Origin of the sequence: Acidovorax sp., from assembly GCF_046314175.1 — a bacterium.
Lineage (GTDB): Bacteria > Pseudomonadota > Gammaproteobacteria > Burkholderiales > Burkholderiaceae_C > Acidovorax.
The window spans coordinates 96,083-110,152 of the sequence record NZ_JBKBXG010000002.1; the positions used below are offsets into that span (position 1 = coordinate 96,083).

At 63.4% G+C, this 14,070-nt stretch carries 18 protein-coding genes; 2 read left to right on the plus strand and 16 right to left on the minus strand.

All coding sequences use genetic code 11. The features are described 5' to 3' along the window. Positions 1–13: 13 nt before the first annotated feature. From ACK4OE_RS01180 to mnmG, 14 genes are all read right to left on the minus strand, one after another. Positions 14–973 carry a hypothetical protein gene (locus tag ACK4OE_RS01180; RefSeq protein WP_409882470.1) on the minus strand — a complete coding sequence of 320 codons (960 nt, stop codon included), beginning with the start codon at positions 971–973 and terminating at the stop codon, positions 14–16. A 10-nt stretch (positions 974–983) separates the two neighbouring features. Beyond that, positions 984–1,598, minus strand: coding sequence for a penicillin-binding protein activator LpoB (lpoB, locus tag ACK4OE_RS01185; protein WP_409882471.1), 615 nt, complete (start codon positions 1,596–1,598; stop codon positions 984–986). A gap of 41 nt (positions 1,599–1,639) precedes the next feature. Further along, positions 1,640–2,059 (minus strand): YcfL family protein, encoded by a 420-nt coding sequence (locus tag ACK4OE_RS01190; protein WP_409882472.1) that lies wholly within the window; start codon positions 2,057–2,059, stop codon positions 1,640–1,642. A 38-nt stretch (positions 2,060–2,097) separates the two neighbouring features. After that, positions 2,098–3,681 (minus strand): COG3014 family protein, encoded by a 1,584-nt coding sequence (locus ACK4OE_RS01195; RefSeq protein WP_409882473.1) that lies wholly within the window; start codon positions 3,679–3,681, stop codon positions 2,098–2,100. A 324-nt stretch (positions 3,682–4,005) separates the two neighbouring features. Beyond that, the gene (locus ACK4OE_RS01200) at positions 4,006–4,749 is read right to left on the minus strand and encodes a class I SAM-dependent methyltransferase (protein ID WP_409882474.1); all 744 of its coding nucleotides are present in this window, start codon (positions 4,747–4,749) and stop codon (positions 4,006–4,008) included. Positions 4,750–5,058: 309 nt separating this feature from the next. Next, positions 5,059–5,976 carry a ParB/RepB/Spo0J family partition protein gene (locus tag ACK4OE_RS01205; RefSeq protein WP_010465109.1) on the minus strand — a complete coding sequence of 306 codons (918 nt, stop codon included), beginning with the start codon at positions 5,974–5,976 and terminating at the stop codon, positions 5,059–5,061. A 37-nt stretch (positions 5,977–6,013) separates the two neighbouring features. Beyond that, entirely contained in the window at positions 6,014–6,310 is a 297-nt protein-coding gene (locus ACK4OE_RS01210; RefSeq protein WP_409882475.1) for a cupin domain-containing protein, read from the minus strand. A gap of 20 nt (positions 6,311–6,330) precedes the next feature. Further along, positions 6,331–6,486, minus strand: coding sequence for a hypothetical protein (locus ACK4OE_RS01215; protein WP_409882476.1), 156 nt, complete (start codon positions 6,484–6,486; stop codon positions 6,331–6,333). A 98-nt stretch (positions 6,487–6,584) separates the two neighbouring features. Next, positions 6,585–7,130, minus strand: coding sequence for an RBBP9/YdeN family alpha/beta hydrolase (locus ACK4OE_RS01220; RefSeq protein ID WP_409882478.1), 546 nt, complete (start codon positions 7,128–7,130; stop codon positions 6,585–6,587). 34 nt (positions 7,131–7,164) lie between these two features. Next, positions 7,165–7,977 carry a ParA family protein gene (locus tag ACK4OE_RS01225; protein WP_409882479.1) on the minus strand — a complete coding sequence of 271 codons (813 nt, stop codon included), beginning with the start codon at positions 7,975–7,977 and terminating at the stop codon, positions 7,165–7,167. A gap of 36 nt (positions 7,978–8,013) precedes the next feature. After that, positions 8,014–8,628: a LysE family transporter gene (locus tag ACK4OE_RS01230; RefSeq protein ID WP_409882480.1), complete on the minus strand. Its 615-nt coding sequence runs from the start codon at positions 8,626–8,628 to the stop codon at positions 8,014–8,016. A gap of 3 nt (positions 8,629–8,631) precedes the next feature. After that, positions 8,632–9,177 (minus strand): hypothetical protein, encoded by a 546-nt coding sequence (locus tag ACK4OE_RS01235; protein ID WP_409882481.1) that lies wholly within the window; start codon positions 9,175–9,177, stop codon positions 8,632–8,634. 35 nt (positions 9,178–9,212) lie between these two features. Further along, a complete protein-coding gene (rsmG, locus tag ACK4OE_RS01240; protein WP_409882483.1) occupies positions 9,213–9,899 on the minus strand; it encodes a 16S rRNA (guanine(527)-N(7))-methyltransferase RsmG in 687 nt (228 codons plus the stop codon). Next, complete coding sequence (gene mnmG / locus ACK4OE_RS01245) at positions 9,896–11,875, minus strand: tRNA uridine-5-carboxymethylaminomethyl(34) synthesis enzyme MnmG (protein ID WP_409882484.1); 1,980 nt, start codon at positions 11,873–11,875, stop codon at positions 9,896–9,898. The genes rsmG and mnmG overlap by 4 nt, the downstream gene beginning before the upstream one ends. Positions 11,876–12,050: 175 nt before the next feature. Between mnmG and ACK4OE_RS01250 the strand changes: the two genes are divergently transcribed. Next, positions 12,051–12,665: an NADPH-dependent FMN reductase gene (locus tag ACK4OE_RS01250; protein WP_409882485.1), complete on the plus strand. Its 615-nt coding sequence runs from the start codon at positions 12,051–12,053 to the stop codon at positions 12,663–12,665. A 13-nt stretch (positions 12,666–12,678) separates the two neighbouring features. Then, positions 12,679–12,945, plus strand: coding sequence for a YkgJ family cysteine cluster protein (locus tag ACK4OE_RS01255; protein WP_409882486.1), 267 nt, complete (start codon positions 12,679–12,681; stop codon positions 12,943–12,945). A gap of 44 nt (positions 12,946–12,989) precedes the next feature. Here the strand turns inward: ACK4OE_RS01255 and ACK4OE_RS01260 are convergent, their stop codons facing one another. Both ACK4OE_RS01260 and ACK4OE_RS01265 read right to left on the minus strand, forming a co-directional pair. Next, positions 12,990–13,358 carry a VOC family protein gene (locus ACK4OE_RS01260; protein ID WP_409882488.1) on the minus strand — a complete coding sequence of 123 codons (369 nt, stop codon included), beginning with the start codon at positions 13,356–13,358 and terminating at the stop codon, positions 12,990–12,992. A gap of 106 nt (positions 13,359–13,464) precedes the next feature. Further along, on the minus strand, positions 13,465–13,986 hold the full coding sequence (locus tag ACK4OE_RS01265; protein WP_409882489.1) for a DUF4087 domain-containing protein: 522 nt from the start codon (positions 13,984–13,986) through the stop codon (positions 13,465–13,467). Positions 13,987–14,070: the final 84 nt, after the last annotated feature.

Consider the following 14,070-nt stretch of genomic DNA (forward strand, 5'->3'; position numbering starts at 1 on the left):
GGTGGCGCGATCCTCACTTGAGGATCAGCACCTGTTCAGGTTGCTGTTGCTGCTGCTGGGGCGTGGGCTGGCCGCCCTGCTGGTACACCACAGGCGGACGCACGCCACGGGCCAGGTGGGCATCGGTGTAGCCCAGTTGCGTGGCGAGCTGCGCGTACACGTCCTGCGCCAGCGACTGGGAGGTTTCGCGCATCACCTTGGCGCGGTTGGGCGGTGCGATGTCACCGCGAACCGACAAAATCTTGGTGTCGTTGCCTTCGCCCTGGGCGGAGAACGCGGCCTTGATCTCGTAGGTCTTGGTGTTGATGAGCGAGAAGTCGGCCAGCAGCTGCAGGCCGTACTGCCGCGTGGCGCTGCTGGTGCCTTGCAGGGGCGACAGCGCATCGGTGAAGTCGATGCTGGAGACCACACCGAACAGCACGTAGTCGGCACCGGCGAACTCGCCCTTCTTGATGCGGGCGATCACGTTGCCGACCTCAGGCTGCACCTGGGGCGTGGCCATCTTGCCGCCCTGCACCTGGTTGAGCACCTGTTCGGCCTTGGACGGCTGGGGCTTGCCCGCGTCAAAGCCCTTGCCCTGCACCAGACGGAAGTACGTGCCCTGTAGCAGCGCACCCTTGATGTCATTGGTGTAGCCGCCCAGCTCGCGTTGCTCGATGTAGCTGTAGCGCCCGGCCACATAGGTGCCGCTGGCCTGCTCGGACGCCTGCATGGAGTGGCTGCCCGAGTGCGAGCCCGATCCGCCATACGGCCCATTGCTGTGGCCGCCGCTGTGGCTGCCACCGGCGCTCATCTGGCTGCTGCGCTGGTAGGTGCCCGCCATGAAGTACTCGGACACGCGCTGCGCGTAGGCAAGGTCGGTCACAGCGATCTTGGGCGCAGTGTTCTGCTGCGCGTGGGCGGTAGCGCCCCAGGCCACGGCGGTGGCGGCAATCACGGCCAGGGCCGCGTTCAAGGTGGTTCTGCGTTGCATGGTGTGCTCCTCAGCGCTTGCTGGTTTTGCGAATCTCTTTTTCGTCCTGCCATTCGATCGTGCCTTCCTGCACGTCAAACAGCTTGAGCGTGAACTTGTAGTACACGTCCTTGGTGGCGTTGTTCTGCTTGACGATGCTCGTCAGCTCGCCTTCCATGCTGTACTTGGCGGCGGTCATCTGGCCGACCTTGGCGGTGGTGCCCTGCTTGTACAGGCCGCTCTGGTTCTGGCGCTGCAGCTCGTCCACACCGGCCTGCATTTCGTTGATGGAGCGCACAAAACGCACCTTGCCCGACTTGACCAGCGAGGTCTGGATCGAGTTCATCACGTTGGTGGTGTCGATGTATTCGCTGGTCTTGTTCTTGACCGTGGAGATGGTCACCGTGGGGCGACCCTGGAAGATGCCGGTTTCGAGCAAACCGCCAGTCATCTTCTCGGCAATCATCTGCAGGTCGGTGGAGCCGAATTCGTTGGTCACCAGCTCCACAGCCTTGGCGTCGCCGTAGTTGACCTGGCGGTCAAAACGCACGGTGGGCGAAGACAGGTTCTGGCAGGCCGAGAGGGCCAGGGTGCTGGCCGCGAAGGCCAGGATCAGCGCGCTGCGCTGGATGGTATTTTGGGTCATGGTTCTTAACTCCTCACTCAATCTTCGGTGGTAGCGCTGGTTCAGCGCGGTTCTACGTTCATTTCAAGGCGCAGGTCGACCGCCGCAGCGGTGGGTGCAACGCTCTTGACGGTCTGCTGGCCCAGGCCCAGCACGCTCATCTGCTTCCACGATTCGCCGTCGCCCACCTGGTTGCCCACCTGGTCCAGCCACTTGAAGCGGTAGAACACGGTGCGGTCGGTGCGGCCCATGTTGGCCATGTCGGCCTGCACCACCAGGATGTCGTTCTTGCGCACGATGCGCATCTCGCGCACGGCAATGCTGTTGGCTTCGCCACGCAGGGCGACTTTGGAGGCCACGGCCAGCGGGGTAGCCGGGTCGTGCTGTTGGGCGCTGGCACTGGTGGCCAGGGTCATCAGGGCTGCACACACCGCAGCGGGAATGGCGGCCGTCAGGCCTGCAGGTTTAAAACGGGTGCTCATGCGAGAGGCTCCTTGAAAAGGGTCAAAAGAGGGTGGATTCAGTTTTTGGCTGCGGCCGCAGGCTTTGCTGCTGGTGCTGCCGCTGCTGGCTTGGCGACGGTGGGCTTGACGGCGGACTGGGGCACCGAGCGTGCACGGTTGTTGGTGGTACGCACGGGCGCAGCGGGTGCCGCTGCGGGCGGTGCAGGCTGGGGTACAGCCGCCACTGCGGGCAGCTGGCCCAGCATGGCGACGTCGCCGGTCAGCACGCTGTTTTCATACAGGCGCAGCGGCACCAGCGCGTACTGACCGTCGATCTTGATCGGCACAGGCAACGCACGGCCATTGATGGTGATGGTGTGCTCGCCCGGTGGCAGGTAGCCACGCGCCACGTACACGCGGCCGGGCAGCATGCGCCACAGGCGGTCGTCGGCCTGCTCCGTGGCCACCGAGGCGACCGCGCCAATCAGCCCCCCCACCAGGCCACCGCGTTTTTGCAGCTCGTTCTGCAGCACGCCCTTGGCCACGGCGCGGGTAAAGCCGCGCAGCACCATGCCGGGCATTTCGTCCTTCAGGGCGCGGCGGGCCATCACGTTTACGTCCACCACTTTTTCGAGCTTGAGGTCAGTGCCAGCGGCAGAGATCGTCGTGAGTAGCGGGTCGGTGGACGGCTCGATCACAGGGTACGAAATGCTGGCCGTGACCATGCCGCGGCCAGTGGGCACGGGCAAGGTGAAAGCCTTGGGCTTGCGGGCAGGCGCATCGCCCGCTTCGACCACGAACAGCACGTCGGTCATGCGCTGGCGGCGCTTCCAGGTGAAGCCGGTGCGCGTATCCAGCCCGCGCAGGCCTTCTTCCAACACCGGGGTGTCGGGCTTGAGTTCAATCGCCTTGCGGTAGCCCGGCGCGGCCAGCCCTGGCTCGTTGAGCATCTCGTACAAAAAGCCCGCCAGGTAGTGGCTCAGGGCGTTGGAGTAGCCGTTCTTGAGCGCCAGCACTTCGGGGTCATTCAGCGTCTCTACCGGGTAGCCGTTGAGTTCCTTGCCACCCGAGGTGGCGCCCTTGGCCTTGGCTTCTTCTTCGGCCGCCAGGGTTTCCTTGGAGCGGAACTCGGCAATGATGGCCTCCCGCTCGTGCGTGCGCTTGATGTCGACGCGGGCGTTTTCAAAGTCCCCCACAGCCACGCGGTTCAGGGCAAGGCGCGTGGTCAGCCATACCTTTTCGTAGTCCTGGCCTTCATAGACCTTCAGGCGTTCGCTGATCAGTGCCGCGCCCACGGTGCCCATCAGCTTGGACGGGTTGGTCTTGGCGGTTTCTTCCCATTCCTTGACCTTGTTGTCGGCCAGCAGAAAGGCGTTGGTGCTGTCAGGGTAGCGGCGGTCCATGCGCAGCAACTCGCCACGTTCCATGTTGTAGAGCAGCGCAGTTTTTTCTTCTTCTGTCTTGGCGGTGCTTTCCAGGCTGGCCAGCGCCGCAGGGATGCCGCCCGTGCGGCCTGCGCTTTGCATGTCGGTCGCCAGCTTGTCATGGCTTTGCATGGTGGCGCAGCCTGTGAGCGCTGCGCTCAGCGTCAGCACCCACAAAAGGCGCGGGCGAACGCGCAGGCGGGAACGAGAGGCCAGTGTGGGCTGGTGGGTGGTCATGAATGCTCCTTGCAGATCGGACGGTTGAGCAACAGAAAACCCCGGCCCTGCCCACGCGCGCGGCGGCACCACACTGCAGGAACACCGTTCAGGGTGTGCCGCGCTAGATGCTGCCGATGACTGTGGTCGAAGACCGGATAAGGGTGGTGCAGGCAACCCGTGCGCCCCCTCCCGGCGCTTTGGCGTGCTGCTTGCAGCCCCCTCAGGCTGTGTGTTTCTTGGTTGTTTTGTGTAGGTTTGTAGCCTGGGGCGCAATGTAGCAAAAGCTTGTATCTTTTCTGTAACCGTGCAACGCAGCGGAAACAGGTAGAGACACATCGCATGTCATGCGTCCGTGCGGTTCAGGGGCATGCGATAGAGCCACACCACCCGCCCGCCCGGTGCCCGCAGCTGCGCGCTGGGCAACACAGCGGGGATCGCGAACTCCAGGCTGACCAGCCAGGCCCCAGGCGCCAGCTCGGCCTCGGCTTTGGCTGCGGCGCGTGCCATGCTCTCGGGCCGTTGAAACAGGTACACCATGCGGTAGCCGCTCCAGTCGACCGCCCACATGTCGCCACGCCGCACATAGGCCCAGGGGCAGCGCAGCGCACACAGCAGGCGCAGCGGCCAGCTCCACTCCACACCTTCGAGCTGCGCAGCCGGGTAGGCATGGCGCAGCGCCTTCAAACCGTCGCCCACGCCACAGCCTGCATCCAGCACCCGCGCGCCCAAAGGCAGCGGCGCCTGCAGAGCCAGCGCCTGCAGCGCATAGCGTGGTGTAGGGAACAGCGGCGCATCGCGCCAGGCGTTCAGCGGATAGACCAGCAACAACAGCGACAGCGGCACCAGCCAGGCCCAGTTGGGCAGGCTGGCCGCCCCCAGCAGCGCCAGCGACAGCGGAAACCCTGTGGCAATCAGCCCCCGGCGCCACCAGCTGCCGCCCAACACACTGGCCGCAGTACCCAGCAGACAGGCCGCCACCAGCGCAGCCACCGCAGGCACCGCCGCACGCTGCAGCAGCACAAAAACCAGCCACGCGCACGCCCACGCCATCAATGCGGGCAGGGGCCAGGGCAAACGCAGGGCCATAGGGTTCTCAGCCGCCGAGGGGCCCAACCCGCAGGGGGTTGGAGGACCGTTGTGCGAGGCGCAAAAGGGGCATGGTGGTGGGCTTCAAGGAGATGCGTGAATCACCCGGCTATCCATCGTGGGCCGCAGAACGGCGCTTTCGCCGCCCTGTGAAGAGGCCTTGCGGTCAACCCGGGTGTGTTGAACGCAGCGCAGTGTAGGCCCCGCACAGACGCATTTTGCCTGCGCAAGTTACTTGTGGAAACCGTTTGTGTGCGCTATTTCACGCATGTTTGCGCGGGGACAGACCGGAACCGTCCCGCCGGTTGATCAGCCCCGCAAGCGATCGATCAGCCCATTCAGAGCTTCGAGCGAACCAAACTGAATCGCCAGCTCGCCCATGTCTTCCACCCGGCCGTGGCGCTTGACGCGCTTTTTCACACGCACCTCGACTTCGGCCATGAGCAGGTCCGACAACTCTTCTTCCACGCGCTTCAGGTCGCGCGACTTTTCCTTCTGGGGCTTTTGCGGCACCAGGCTGAACTCGGCACCGATCTTCTTGACCAGCGCTTCGGCCTCGCGCACCGACAGCTTCTTGGCCGCAATCTGGTTGCCCGCCGTGATCTGCGCAGCGCGGTCCAGCGACAGCAGCGCGCGTGCATGGCCCATGTCGATGTCGCCCGCCATCAGCATGGTCTGCACGGGCTCGGCCAGGTTCAGCAAGCGCAGCAGGTTGCTGGCGGCGCTGCGCGACCGGCCCACCGCTTGCGCGGCCAGCTCGTGCGTCAGGCCAAATTCTTTGACCAGGCGCTGCAGCCCGTGCGCTTCTTCCAGCGGGTTGAGGTCTTCGCGCTGGATGTTCTCAATCAGCGCCATGGCCGCCGCCGACTCGTCGGGCACATCGCGCACCAGCACCGGCACCTCGGCCAGGCCCGCCAGGCGCGACGCCCGAAAGCGCCGCTCGCCCGCAATGATTTCGTACTTGCCGGCGTTGTCGCCACCCGTCAGGCGCCGCACCAGGATGGGCTGCATGATGCCCTGGGCCTTGATGCTTTCGGCCAGCTCGTACAGCGCGCCCTCGTCCATGCGCGTACGCGGCTGGTACACGCCGGGCACCAATTCAGACAGCGGCAGGCTGCTGGGCAGCCCGGCCTCGGCCGCCTGGGCCTGCTCCACTTTTTCTTCGACCTTGGGGCCCAGCAGGGCTTCCAGGCCGCGGCCGAGGCCCTTGGGTTTTTTGGTGACCATGAAATGCTTCTCAGGAAAAAAATGGAGGAAAGAGTCTTCAGCGGTCGATGATGACCAGCGTGCCATGGCTGCCGGGCGCCACCGCGTGAGGCACCCCAGCAGGCACGATGAACACCTCGCCTGCATTCACCTCGGTAACCTGCCCTTGCAGGTCCAGGCGCATGCAACCGTCGAGCACCAGCAGCGCCTCGTCAAAGTCGTGCGATTCATCGGGATAGGCCGCGTCGTCCATGCGCAGCACCTTGAGGTTGGCGCCTGCTGCCCGGCCCACGACCGTGGAGTTCCAGGCGCGGGGCAGTTGGTGGGCGATGGCGGACAGGTTGATTTTTGACATGGACAGGAATTGGCAACATTTCAGGGCGTGGTGCGGCGCGCCGCACGGCGCTTCTTGCGGCCACGCCACAAACGAAGCCACACACCGCATGCGATGGCCAAGAGCACCAGAGCCAGCATGAACTGCCCCAGCGCGCCCACTACCACGGCACCGCCTGGAAGAAACCAGGAGAGCATGGTGAGCGGCGCCTCGATCCACACGGGATCGAGCCTTTTTTGCGGTGGCGCTGCGGGCGGCTCAGCCGATCCGGGCCTGCGCCAGAAGGTCCGCAGCTTCATGCAACATCACCCGCCAATTCCTGCAGCCAAGCGTGGCCTTCGACCCATTCGCCCAGGCCCGACTCGGAATTGATATGCCCGCGCTCGCCGTAATCGACAAACCGCGCGCCCCAGGCCTGGGCCAAACCTTCCGCGCGCTCGAAGCTGCAATACGGATCATTGCGGCTGCCCACCAGCACGGAGGGGAAGGGCAGCGGCTGGCGCGCAATGGGTGCCCAGCCGTGGATCTGCGCGGCCAGGTCGGGCCGCTCCACGTCGCCCGGCGCCACCAACAAAGCGCCCTGCACCTTGGCGGCGTGGCGGGTGTGCGCTGCCCACCAGGCGGTGAGAACGCAGCCCAGGCTGTGCGCCACCAGCACCACGGGGCCGTCGGCATCGACCACGGTTTCTTCCAGGCGCGCCGACCAGTCGCCGCGCAGCGGTCGCATCCAGTCGTGTTGCTCCACGCGGTGGTAGCCGTGCTGGGCCTCCCACAGGCTTTGCCAGTGGTCGGGACCTGAGTTCTGCCATCCGGGCAAGAGGAGGATGTTAGATGCCTTCATTACTACTATATTGATAGCTACTAGCGCTTATCCATCAAGCGCTAGAGGCCATTTTGGCTATAGAAACGGCGGCAGCGGGCATGGTCTGCACGCGGTCCACCATCTCTTGCGCAAACTCCACAAACGCCTGGCTGCCCTTGGCCGCCGGGTCAAACACCACTCCGGGCAAGCCGTAGCTGGGCGCCTCGGCCAAACGCACGTTGCGCGGAATCACGCTGTTGAACACCTTCTCGCCAAAGTGGCCCTTGAGCTGGTCGCTGACCTGCTGCTGCAGGGTGATGCGCGGGTCGAACATCACGCGCAGCAAGCCAATGATCTGCAGGTCGGTATTGAGGTTGGCATGCACCTGCTTGATGGTGTTGACCAGATCGGTCAGCCCTTCGAGCGCGAAGTACTCGCACTGCATGGGCACGATCACACCGTGTGCGCTGCACAAGCCGTTGAGCGTGAGCATGCTCAAAGACGGAGGGCAGTCGATAAGCACAAAGTCGTAGTCGCCATCGGCCTCGGCCAGCGCGGCCTTCAAACGCTTTTCGCGGTGGTCCAGCGCCACCAGTTCCACCTCGGCACCCGCCAGTTCGCGGTTGGCGCCCAGCACCCAGTAGCCACATTTTTCCGACAGCACCGCAGCCTCTTTGACCGAGGCGGATTCGAGCAGCACGTCGTACACCGTGAGGTCGAGGCTGCGCTTGTCCACGCCCGAACCCATGGTGGCGTTGCCTTGGGGGTCCAGGTCCACCATCAACACACGCTGGCCGATCTTGGCCAGGCCTGCAGCAAGGTTGACGGTGGTGGTGGTCTTGCCAACGCCACCCTTTTGGTTGGCAACGCAGAAAATTTTGGCCATGTGGGTGTTGCAGTCCGTGTTGTTGTCGTTGTTGTTTTATTTGGAGATGGCCAGCTTGATGCCAAAACCGATCAGAAAGACGCCCGCCACTTTTTCCAGCACGCGGCCGATGCGCGGGTTGGCGCGCATGCGCTCGGCCAAATGGTGGGTGAGCAGCACGGCCACCAGCCCATAGATGAATGTCAGCACCGCCACCGTGGCCGCCATCACGCCAAAGGTCAGCAGCCCCTGGTGACGGGCCGGGTCTACAAACAGCGGGAAGAACGCCATGTAGAACACGATGGCCTTGGGGTTGAGCAAGGTGATGAGCCCTGCCTGCTTGAAGTAGTGGCGCGGCTGGATGTTGAGGATGGGTTGTGCACCGGGTTTGGCAGTGAGCATCTTGAAGCCCAGCCAGGCCAAGTAGGCCGCGCCCAGCCACTGCACCGCGCTGAAGGCCGTGGGGTAGGTGGCCAGCAACGCCGCCACACCGGCCACCGCCGCCCACATCAGCACTTGGTCACCCGCAATCACGCCCATCGTGGCCGCTATGCCGCCGCGAATGCCGCCCTTGCTGGTCGAGGTGATGAGCGCCAGATTGCCAGGGCCTGGAATGGCCAGGAACAACACAATGGCGGCAACAAAGGCGCCGTAGTCTGCGATGCCGAACATGATTCACCCTCTTGATTGGTTGCACTTTTCTCGGAACAGCTTCATCGGAATATCCCCCAATCCGCTGACTCGGTCGCCCTGAAAAGAGACCGAGTACCGCATGTCGGCTGCAGCTCCCTCAAAGAAAATGACCGCGCCATCGCCACGGATCACATCGTCTTTCGGGTAGTAACTCGCAGAAGGATATTCATCTCCAACCGCGTACTGAAATCGCGTCCCCGGTGCGTGTTTCAAAATTTCTGCAACGACCGCTTTTCTGCGCCCATCTGCTACATCTTCAAAGCGCGTCACAACAATGACGGTGGCGCGCTCAATTTGCTTTTCGAGCGGTAAATCATGCAGCGAGGGCTGCTCGGTGTGCGCCTTATTCGCAATCCCAGACGCACCTGACAAAGATGGGCCAAAGTAGATTGTCTTACCTTCAGAGCCAATGGGCGGTGTTATCAGCACTGAGGCCAAAAGCCAACCTAACAACCCTACAGAGACAAAAAATCCCGCCCCAAATACCAAACCGTTGAAGAACTTTTGCAGCATCGTGCGCGCACCCATCCGAGGACTCAGGAAGGACGAGTGTAATCGGCCATCTATCCGTTCTGACAGCGCATCCAGATGATGCAGCGCTCGGCGTCGAGGCCGGGAACGGTGAGCTGTTCCACGTGAAACACCGACACATCCGCAGGCAGCGCCGCGATCTCGTCCTCGGGGTGCTTGCCCTTCATAGCCAGCCAGACTCCATACGGCGCCACCAGCGCAGCCCGCGACCAGGTCACAAAGTCGGGCAACGAAGCAAAGGCGCGGCAGCTGATGATGTCAAAGGGTGTCGTCAGCGTCTCGACCCGCGCGTGCACGCCATGCAGGTTGCGCAGCTTCAGCGCCACCGCCGCCTGCTGAATGAAGGCCGCTTTTTTTCCCACGGTGTCTACGCAGCTCACATCCACGTCCGGGCAGCAGATGGCAAACACCACGCCGGGCAGACCGCCGCCGGAGCCGACATCGAGCAGCTTCACCGGCAACACCGCCCCACCCTGCTGCAAGCCCGCCACATGCCGACGCAGCGGCGCCACGGCGGCGAGGCTGTCTAGCAGGTGGTGCGTCATCATCTCCTGCGGGTCACGCACAGCCGTCAGGTTGTAGACCTTGTTCCACTTCTGCAGCAGGGCCAGAAAATCCATCAATAGATTGACCTGGGCATCGGTCAAGCCCAGGGCCAAAGCATCTGAGCCCGCCTGCAGCTGCTGGCGCAAAGTGTCGTTGTTCACTGCCGTCGTCATGCCGCCACTTCTCCCTCTGCCTTGGCAGCCGCAGCCGCCGTAAACTCCTTGAACCCGCCCTTCTTCAAATGCACCATCAGCAGCGAGATCGCAGCGGGGGTGATGCCCGTGATGCGTGACGCGTGGCCCAGGGTTTCGGGCCGGTGGCGGCTGAGCACCTGGCGTGCTTCGATGCTCAGTGCCGTGACTTGCATATAGTCCAGCTCGGCCGGCAGGCGCAGTTTTTCAAAATGCGCAGCGCGGCCCACCTCATCCCGCTGCCTGTCGATGTAGCCCGCGTACTTGGCAGCAATCTCCACCTGCTCCACCACAGGCTCGCTTAGCTCGCCCAAGGTTTCACGTGAAACATCCTGGGACGCATACTTGCCGCCATCCATCGACATCAGATTGGTGTAGTTCACATCCGGGCGGCGCAGCAGTTCAAACAGGTTGTATTCATGCTCGATGCTCTTGCCCAGCACCCGCTCGGACTCCGCCGCTGGCAGGCTGCGCGGATTCACCCAGGTAGCTTTCAGGCGTTCTGTTTCACGTGAAACAGCATCGCGCTTGCGGCTGAACGCATCCCAGCGCGCGTCATCCACCAGGCCCATACGGCGCCCTGCTTCGGTCAGGCGCATGTCCGCGTTGTCCTCCCGAAGCTGCAGGCGGAACTCGGCCCGGCTGGTGAACATGCGATAGGGCTCGGTCACGCCCTTGGTGATCAGATCGTCCACCAGCACGCCCAGGTAGGCCTCGTCGCGACCAGGCAGCCAAGGCGTGTCGCCCCGGCACTGCAACGCGGCGTTGATACCTGCAAACAAACCCTGCGCCGCGGCCTCTTCGTAGCCCGTGGTGCCATTGATCTGCCCGGCAAAAAACAGGCCCTGGATCTGCCGCGTCTCAAAGCTGCTCTTGAGCGAGCGCGGGTCAAAGTAGTCGTACTCGATGGCGTAGCCGGGGCGCAGGATATGCGCGTTCTCCAGCCCCTTCATGCTGCGCACCAGGTCGTACTGGATGTCGAACGGCAGGCTGGTGCTGATGCCGTTGGGGTAGAACTCGTGCGTGGTCAGGCCCTCGGGTTCCAGAAAGATCTGGTGGCTGTCTTTGTCGGCAAAGCGGTTGATCTTGTCTTCCACGCTGGGGCAATAGCGCGGGCCCACGCCCTCGATCTTGCCGGTGAACATGGGGCTGCGGTCAAAACCGCTGCGGATGATCTCGTGGGTGCGCTCGTTGGTGTGGGTCACCCAGCAGGGCATCTGGCGCGGGTGCATGGCGGTATTGCCCATGAAACTGAACACAGGCACCGTACCCTCGTTCACGCCGCCCGGCATGCCGTCACCGGGTTGCTCCGCGCACTTCGAAAAGTCGATACTGCGGCCGTCCAGCCGGGGCGGCGTTCCAGTTTTCAGGCGCCCCTGGGGCAGTTTCAACTCTTTCAAACGTGCCGACAGCGACACCGCAGGTGGGTCCCCTGCTCGTCCTGCAGCGTAGTTGTTCAGGCCCACATGGATCTTGCCGTCAAGGAAAGTACCGGCCGTCAGCACCACCGTGCGGCTGCGGAACTGGACGCCCACCTGGGTGACGGCACCCACCACCCGGTCACCCTCCACCATCAAATCGTCCACGGCCTGCTGAAACAGCCACAGGTTAGGCTGGTTCTCCAGCATGCGGCGGATAGCGGCCTTGTACAGAATGCGGTCGGCCTGGGCGCGCGTGGCACGCACGGCCGGGCCCTTGGAACTGTTGAGAATGCGAAACTGAATGCCGCCCTCGTCCGTGGCCAGGGCCATGGCACCACCCAGAGCATCCACCTCTTTCACCAGGTGGCCCTTGCCGATGCCACCGATGCTGGGGTTGCAGCTCATCTGCCCCAGCGTCTCGATGTTGTGGGTCAGCAGCAGCGTTTTGCTACCCATGCGCGCAGCAGCCAGCGCGGCCTCGGTGCCTGCATGGCCACCGCCGACAACGATCACATCAAATTCCTGGGGGTACAACATGGGGGAGCTCCGGGGCCGTGCTGGCCCAATGGTCAAGTCGCCTGCATCAGCGCGGGCAACCCGCGATTTTCCCACTTTGCATTCGCCACGTCGCGGGTCGGGTCAGCAAGGTGGTTGTTTCACGTGAAACCTGCTTGCAGGAATCCTGCCCCCTGCCTGTGATTCAATCGCACGCATGCCCAACACCACCACATCCACCCCTTCGCTGCTGATCTTTGCGGGCAGCACGCGCCAGCAATCGTTCAACCGCAAACTGGCCCACGCCACCGCCGCCATTGCACGCGACGCAGGCGCCACCGTCACGCTGCTGGAGCTGTCGGACTTCGACATCCCGATGTACAACGCCGACCTCGAAGCCCAGGGCACACCGGCCGACGTGATCCGGCTCAAAGAGATTTTGTGGCAGCACCCCGCCTGGATCATCTGCTCGCCCGAGTACAACGGCAGCTACACCGCACTGCTCAAGAACACCATCGACTGGGCATCCAGCCCCGTCAAAGGCAACCCCGACTGGCAAGACGGCGGCAAGAGCTTTCGAGGCAAGGTGGCAGGCATGCTCAGCGCATCGCCTGGCGCTTTGGGCGGCTTGCGTTCACAAAGCCACTTGGCGCCCCTGCTCATCAATCTGGAATGCTGGCTCGCGCCCAAGACGTTTGCACTGGGCTCGGCCGGCAGCGCGTTTGACGACAGCGGCGCCCTCATCCAGCCAGCCCACCGCGACCGTGTGCACGCCGTGGTGGACCAGGTGCTGTGGGCCTCCGCCCGGCTGCAACCGGACGCAGGCCAGTAAAGGTAAACCGAAGGTGGACTGCCGCCCCGGCTGCGGAGCCTGCTGTACGGCGCCTTCCATCAGCTCACCCATCCCGGGCATGCCGCAGGGCAAGCCTGCGGGTGTGCGATGCATTCAGCTGGGAGACGACGCACGCTGCCGCATTTTTGGGCAGCCAGAGCGGCCAGCGGTGTGCGGCGGGTTGATGCCGTCGGTAGAGATGTGTGGCGCCAGCAATGGGCAAGCATTGGCGTATCTGACGCGGCTGGAGCTACTGACGCAGCCAGGAAGTGCTGGCTGAACCGGTGGCATCACCGGCTCTCGTCCCGGCAGGCGCAGTGCCCGCTACGTCATGGAGTGCAGTCCCACCTTGTTGCCCTCGGTATCCACAAAGTGGGCAAAGAAGCCAAAGTCGTTGCCGATCTCCGTCTTGGGAACAACCACCGCCCCACCCGCCTGCTCAACGCGCCCCAGCATCGGGGCCAGGTCGTCCCCACCATTGAGGTACACCATCGTCCCGTTTTGCGAGGGCACGCTGCCCTCACCCTGCACAAGCGCGCCGCCGATAGCGTTCGGGTCGGTGCAAAGCATGCCCATCGTCGTCGGGCCCATTTCCATCGTGGTTATGGTGGTGCCAAGAACCGTTTCGTAAAAGGTTTTGGCACGGTCGAAGTCGGTGACGGGAATCTCGAACCAGTTCAATGCATGGGGCATGGTGTGTCCTCAAGATAGATGAAATTAACGAACCGCCTTCGAATTTTTGTGCAGGCTGGCCCCACACGACAAGCAGATTCTGAGGGCGTCTTTTTACTGCGCAAGATCAAGGCTTGGGCAACGCACGATCCTCCCGGCACGCCTTCAAGGGCTTCGCCACCGCCGAAGCAATGCGCAGCACCCGCTGATCACTGCGGTCCACCACCACCTTCATACACGCACACCCGTAGCCATAGTGGCCATTGGTTTTCTTCCACTGCGCATCGGTGAACACGGGCCAGTCGCCTTCGGCGCTGTCACCACCCTGGGTGGAGACCACCCATTCCCCGTCGCGGTCGGTCAGGCTGGCGTTGTTGGGGGTGGGGTTGTGAAACCAGCCGCAGCGGTTTTCCAGCGGCGGGGCAACGCCAGCGACGGGGTGCGATGTTTGCGATGTTTGCGATGTTTGCGATGTTTGCGATGTTTGCGATGTTTGCGATGTTTGCGATGTTTGCGGTTGGGCCAGGGCTTGGGTCGCCCACGGCATCAGCGCTACCAAGAGCGTTGCCGCCACCGCCTTCGCCCCGTTGCCCATCCGGCCCGCGAGAGACGTTGCCTGCGCGCTCCGGGTTTCATACAAATCTGCCATCTCTGCATCCTTTCAATTTCAGGTCAAAAGTGCCTCTAGCGCTTATACAGCAAGCGTTAGCAGCTATCAAAATAAAAGCTACCA

Excerpts from the sequence above, each read along its gene's own strand:
- ACK4OE_RS01230 (WP_409882480.1), bottom strand. The coding sequence starts at position 8,628 with ATGTTCGGCATCGCAGACTACGGCGCCTTTGTTGCCGCCATTGTGTTG.
- ACK4OE_RS01215 (WP_409882476.1), bottom strand. The coding sequence starts at position 6,486 with ATGCTCTCCTGGTTTCTTCCAGGCGGTGCCGTGGTAGTGGGCGCGCTG.
- ACK4OE_RS01195 (WP_409882473.1), bottom strand. The coding sequence starts at position 3,681 with ATGACCACCCACCAGCCCACACTGGCCTCTCGTTCCCGCCTGCGCGTT.
- mnmG (WP_409882484.1), bottom strand. The coding sequence starts at position 11,875 with ATGTTGTACCCCCAGGAATTTGATGTGATCGTTGTCGGCGGTGGCCAT.
- ACK4OE_RS01190 (WP_409882472.1), bottom strand. The coding sequence starts at position 2,059 with ATGAGCACCCGTTTTAAACCTGCAGGCCTGACGGCCGCCATTCCCGCT.
- rsmG (WP_409882483.1), bottom strand. The coding sequence starts at position 9,899 with ATGACGACGGCAGTGAACAACGACACTTTGCGCCAGCAGCTGCAGGCG.
- lpoB (WP_409882471.1), bottom strand. The coding sequence starts at position 1,598 with ATGACCCAAAATACCATCCAGCGCAGCGCGCTGATCCTGGCCTTCGCG.
- ACK4OE_RS01260 (WP_409882488.1), bottom strand. The coding sequence starts at position 13,358 with ATGCCCCATGCATTGAACTGGTTCGAGATTCCCGTCACCGACTTCGAC.
- ACK4OE_RS01235 (WP_409882481.1), bottom strand. The coding sequence starts at position 9,177 with ATGGGTGCGCGCACGATGCTGCAAAAGTTCTTCAACGGTTTGGTATTT.
- ACK4OE_RS01200 (WP_409882474.1), bottom strand. The coding sequence starts at position 4,749 with ATGGCCCTGCGTTTGCCCTGGCCCCTGCCCGCATTGATGGCGTGGGCG.
- ACK4OE_RS01210 (WP_409882475.1), bottom strand. The coding sequence starts at position 6,310 with ATGTCAAAAATCAACCTGTCCGCCATCGCCCACCAACTGCCCCGCGCC.
- ACK4OE_RS01220 (WP_409882478.1), bottom strand. The coding sequence starts at position 7,130 with ATGAAGGCATCTAACATCCTCCTCTTGCCCGGATGGCAGAACTCAGGT.
- ACK4OE_RS01180 (WP_409882470.1), bottom strand. The coding sequence starts at position 973 with ATGCAACGCAGAACCACCTTGAACGCGGCCCTGGCCGTGATTGCCGCC.
- ACK4OE_RS01265 (WP_409882489.1), bottom strand. The coding sequence starts at position 13,986 with ATGGCAGATTTGTATGAAACCCGGAGCGCGCAGGCAACGTCTCTCGCG.
- ACK4OE_RS01225 (WP_409882479.1), bottom strand. The coding sequence starts at position 7,977 with ATGGCCAAAATTTTCTGCGTTGCCAACCAAAAGGGTGGCGTTGGCAAG.
- ACK4OE_RS01205 (WP_010465109.1), bottom strand. The coding sequence starts at position 5,976 with ATGGTCACCAAAAAACCCAAGGGCCTCGGCCGCGGCCTGGAAGCCCTG.
- ACK4OE_RS01250 (WP_409882485.1), top strand. The coding sequence starts at position 12,051 with ATGCCCAACACCACCACATCCACCCCTTCGCTGCTGATCTTTGCGGGC.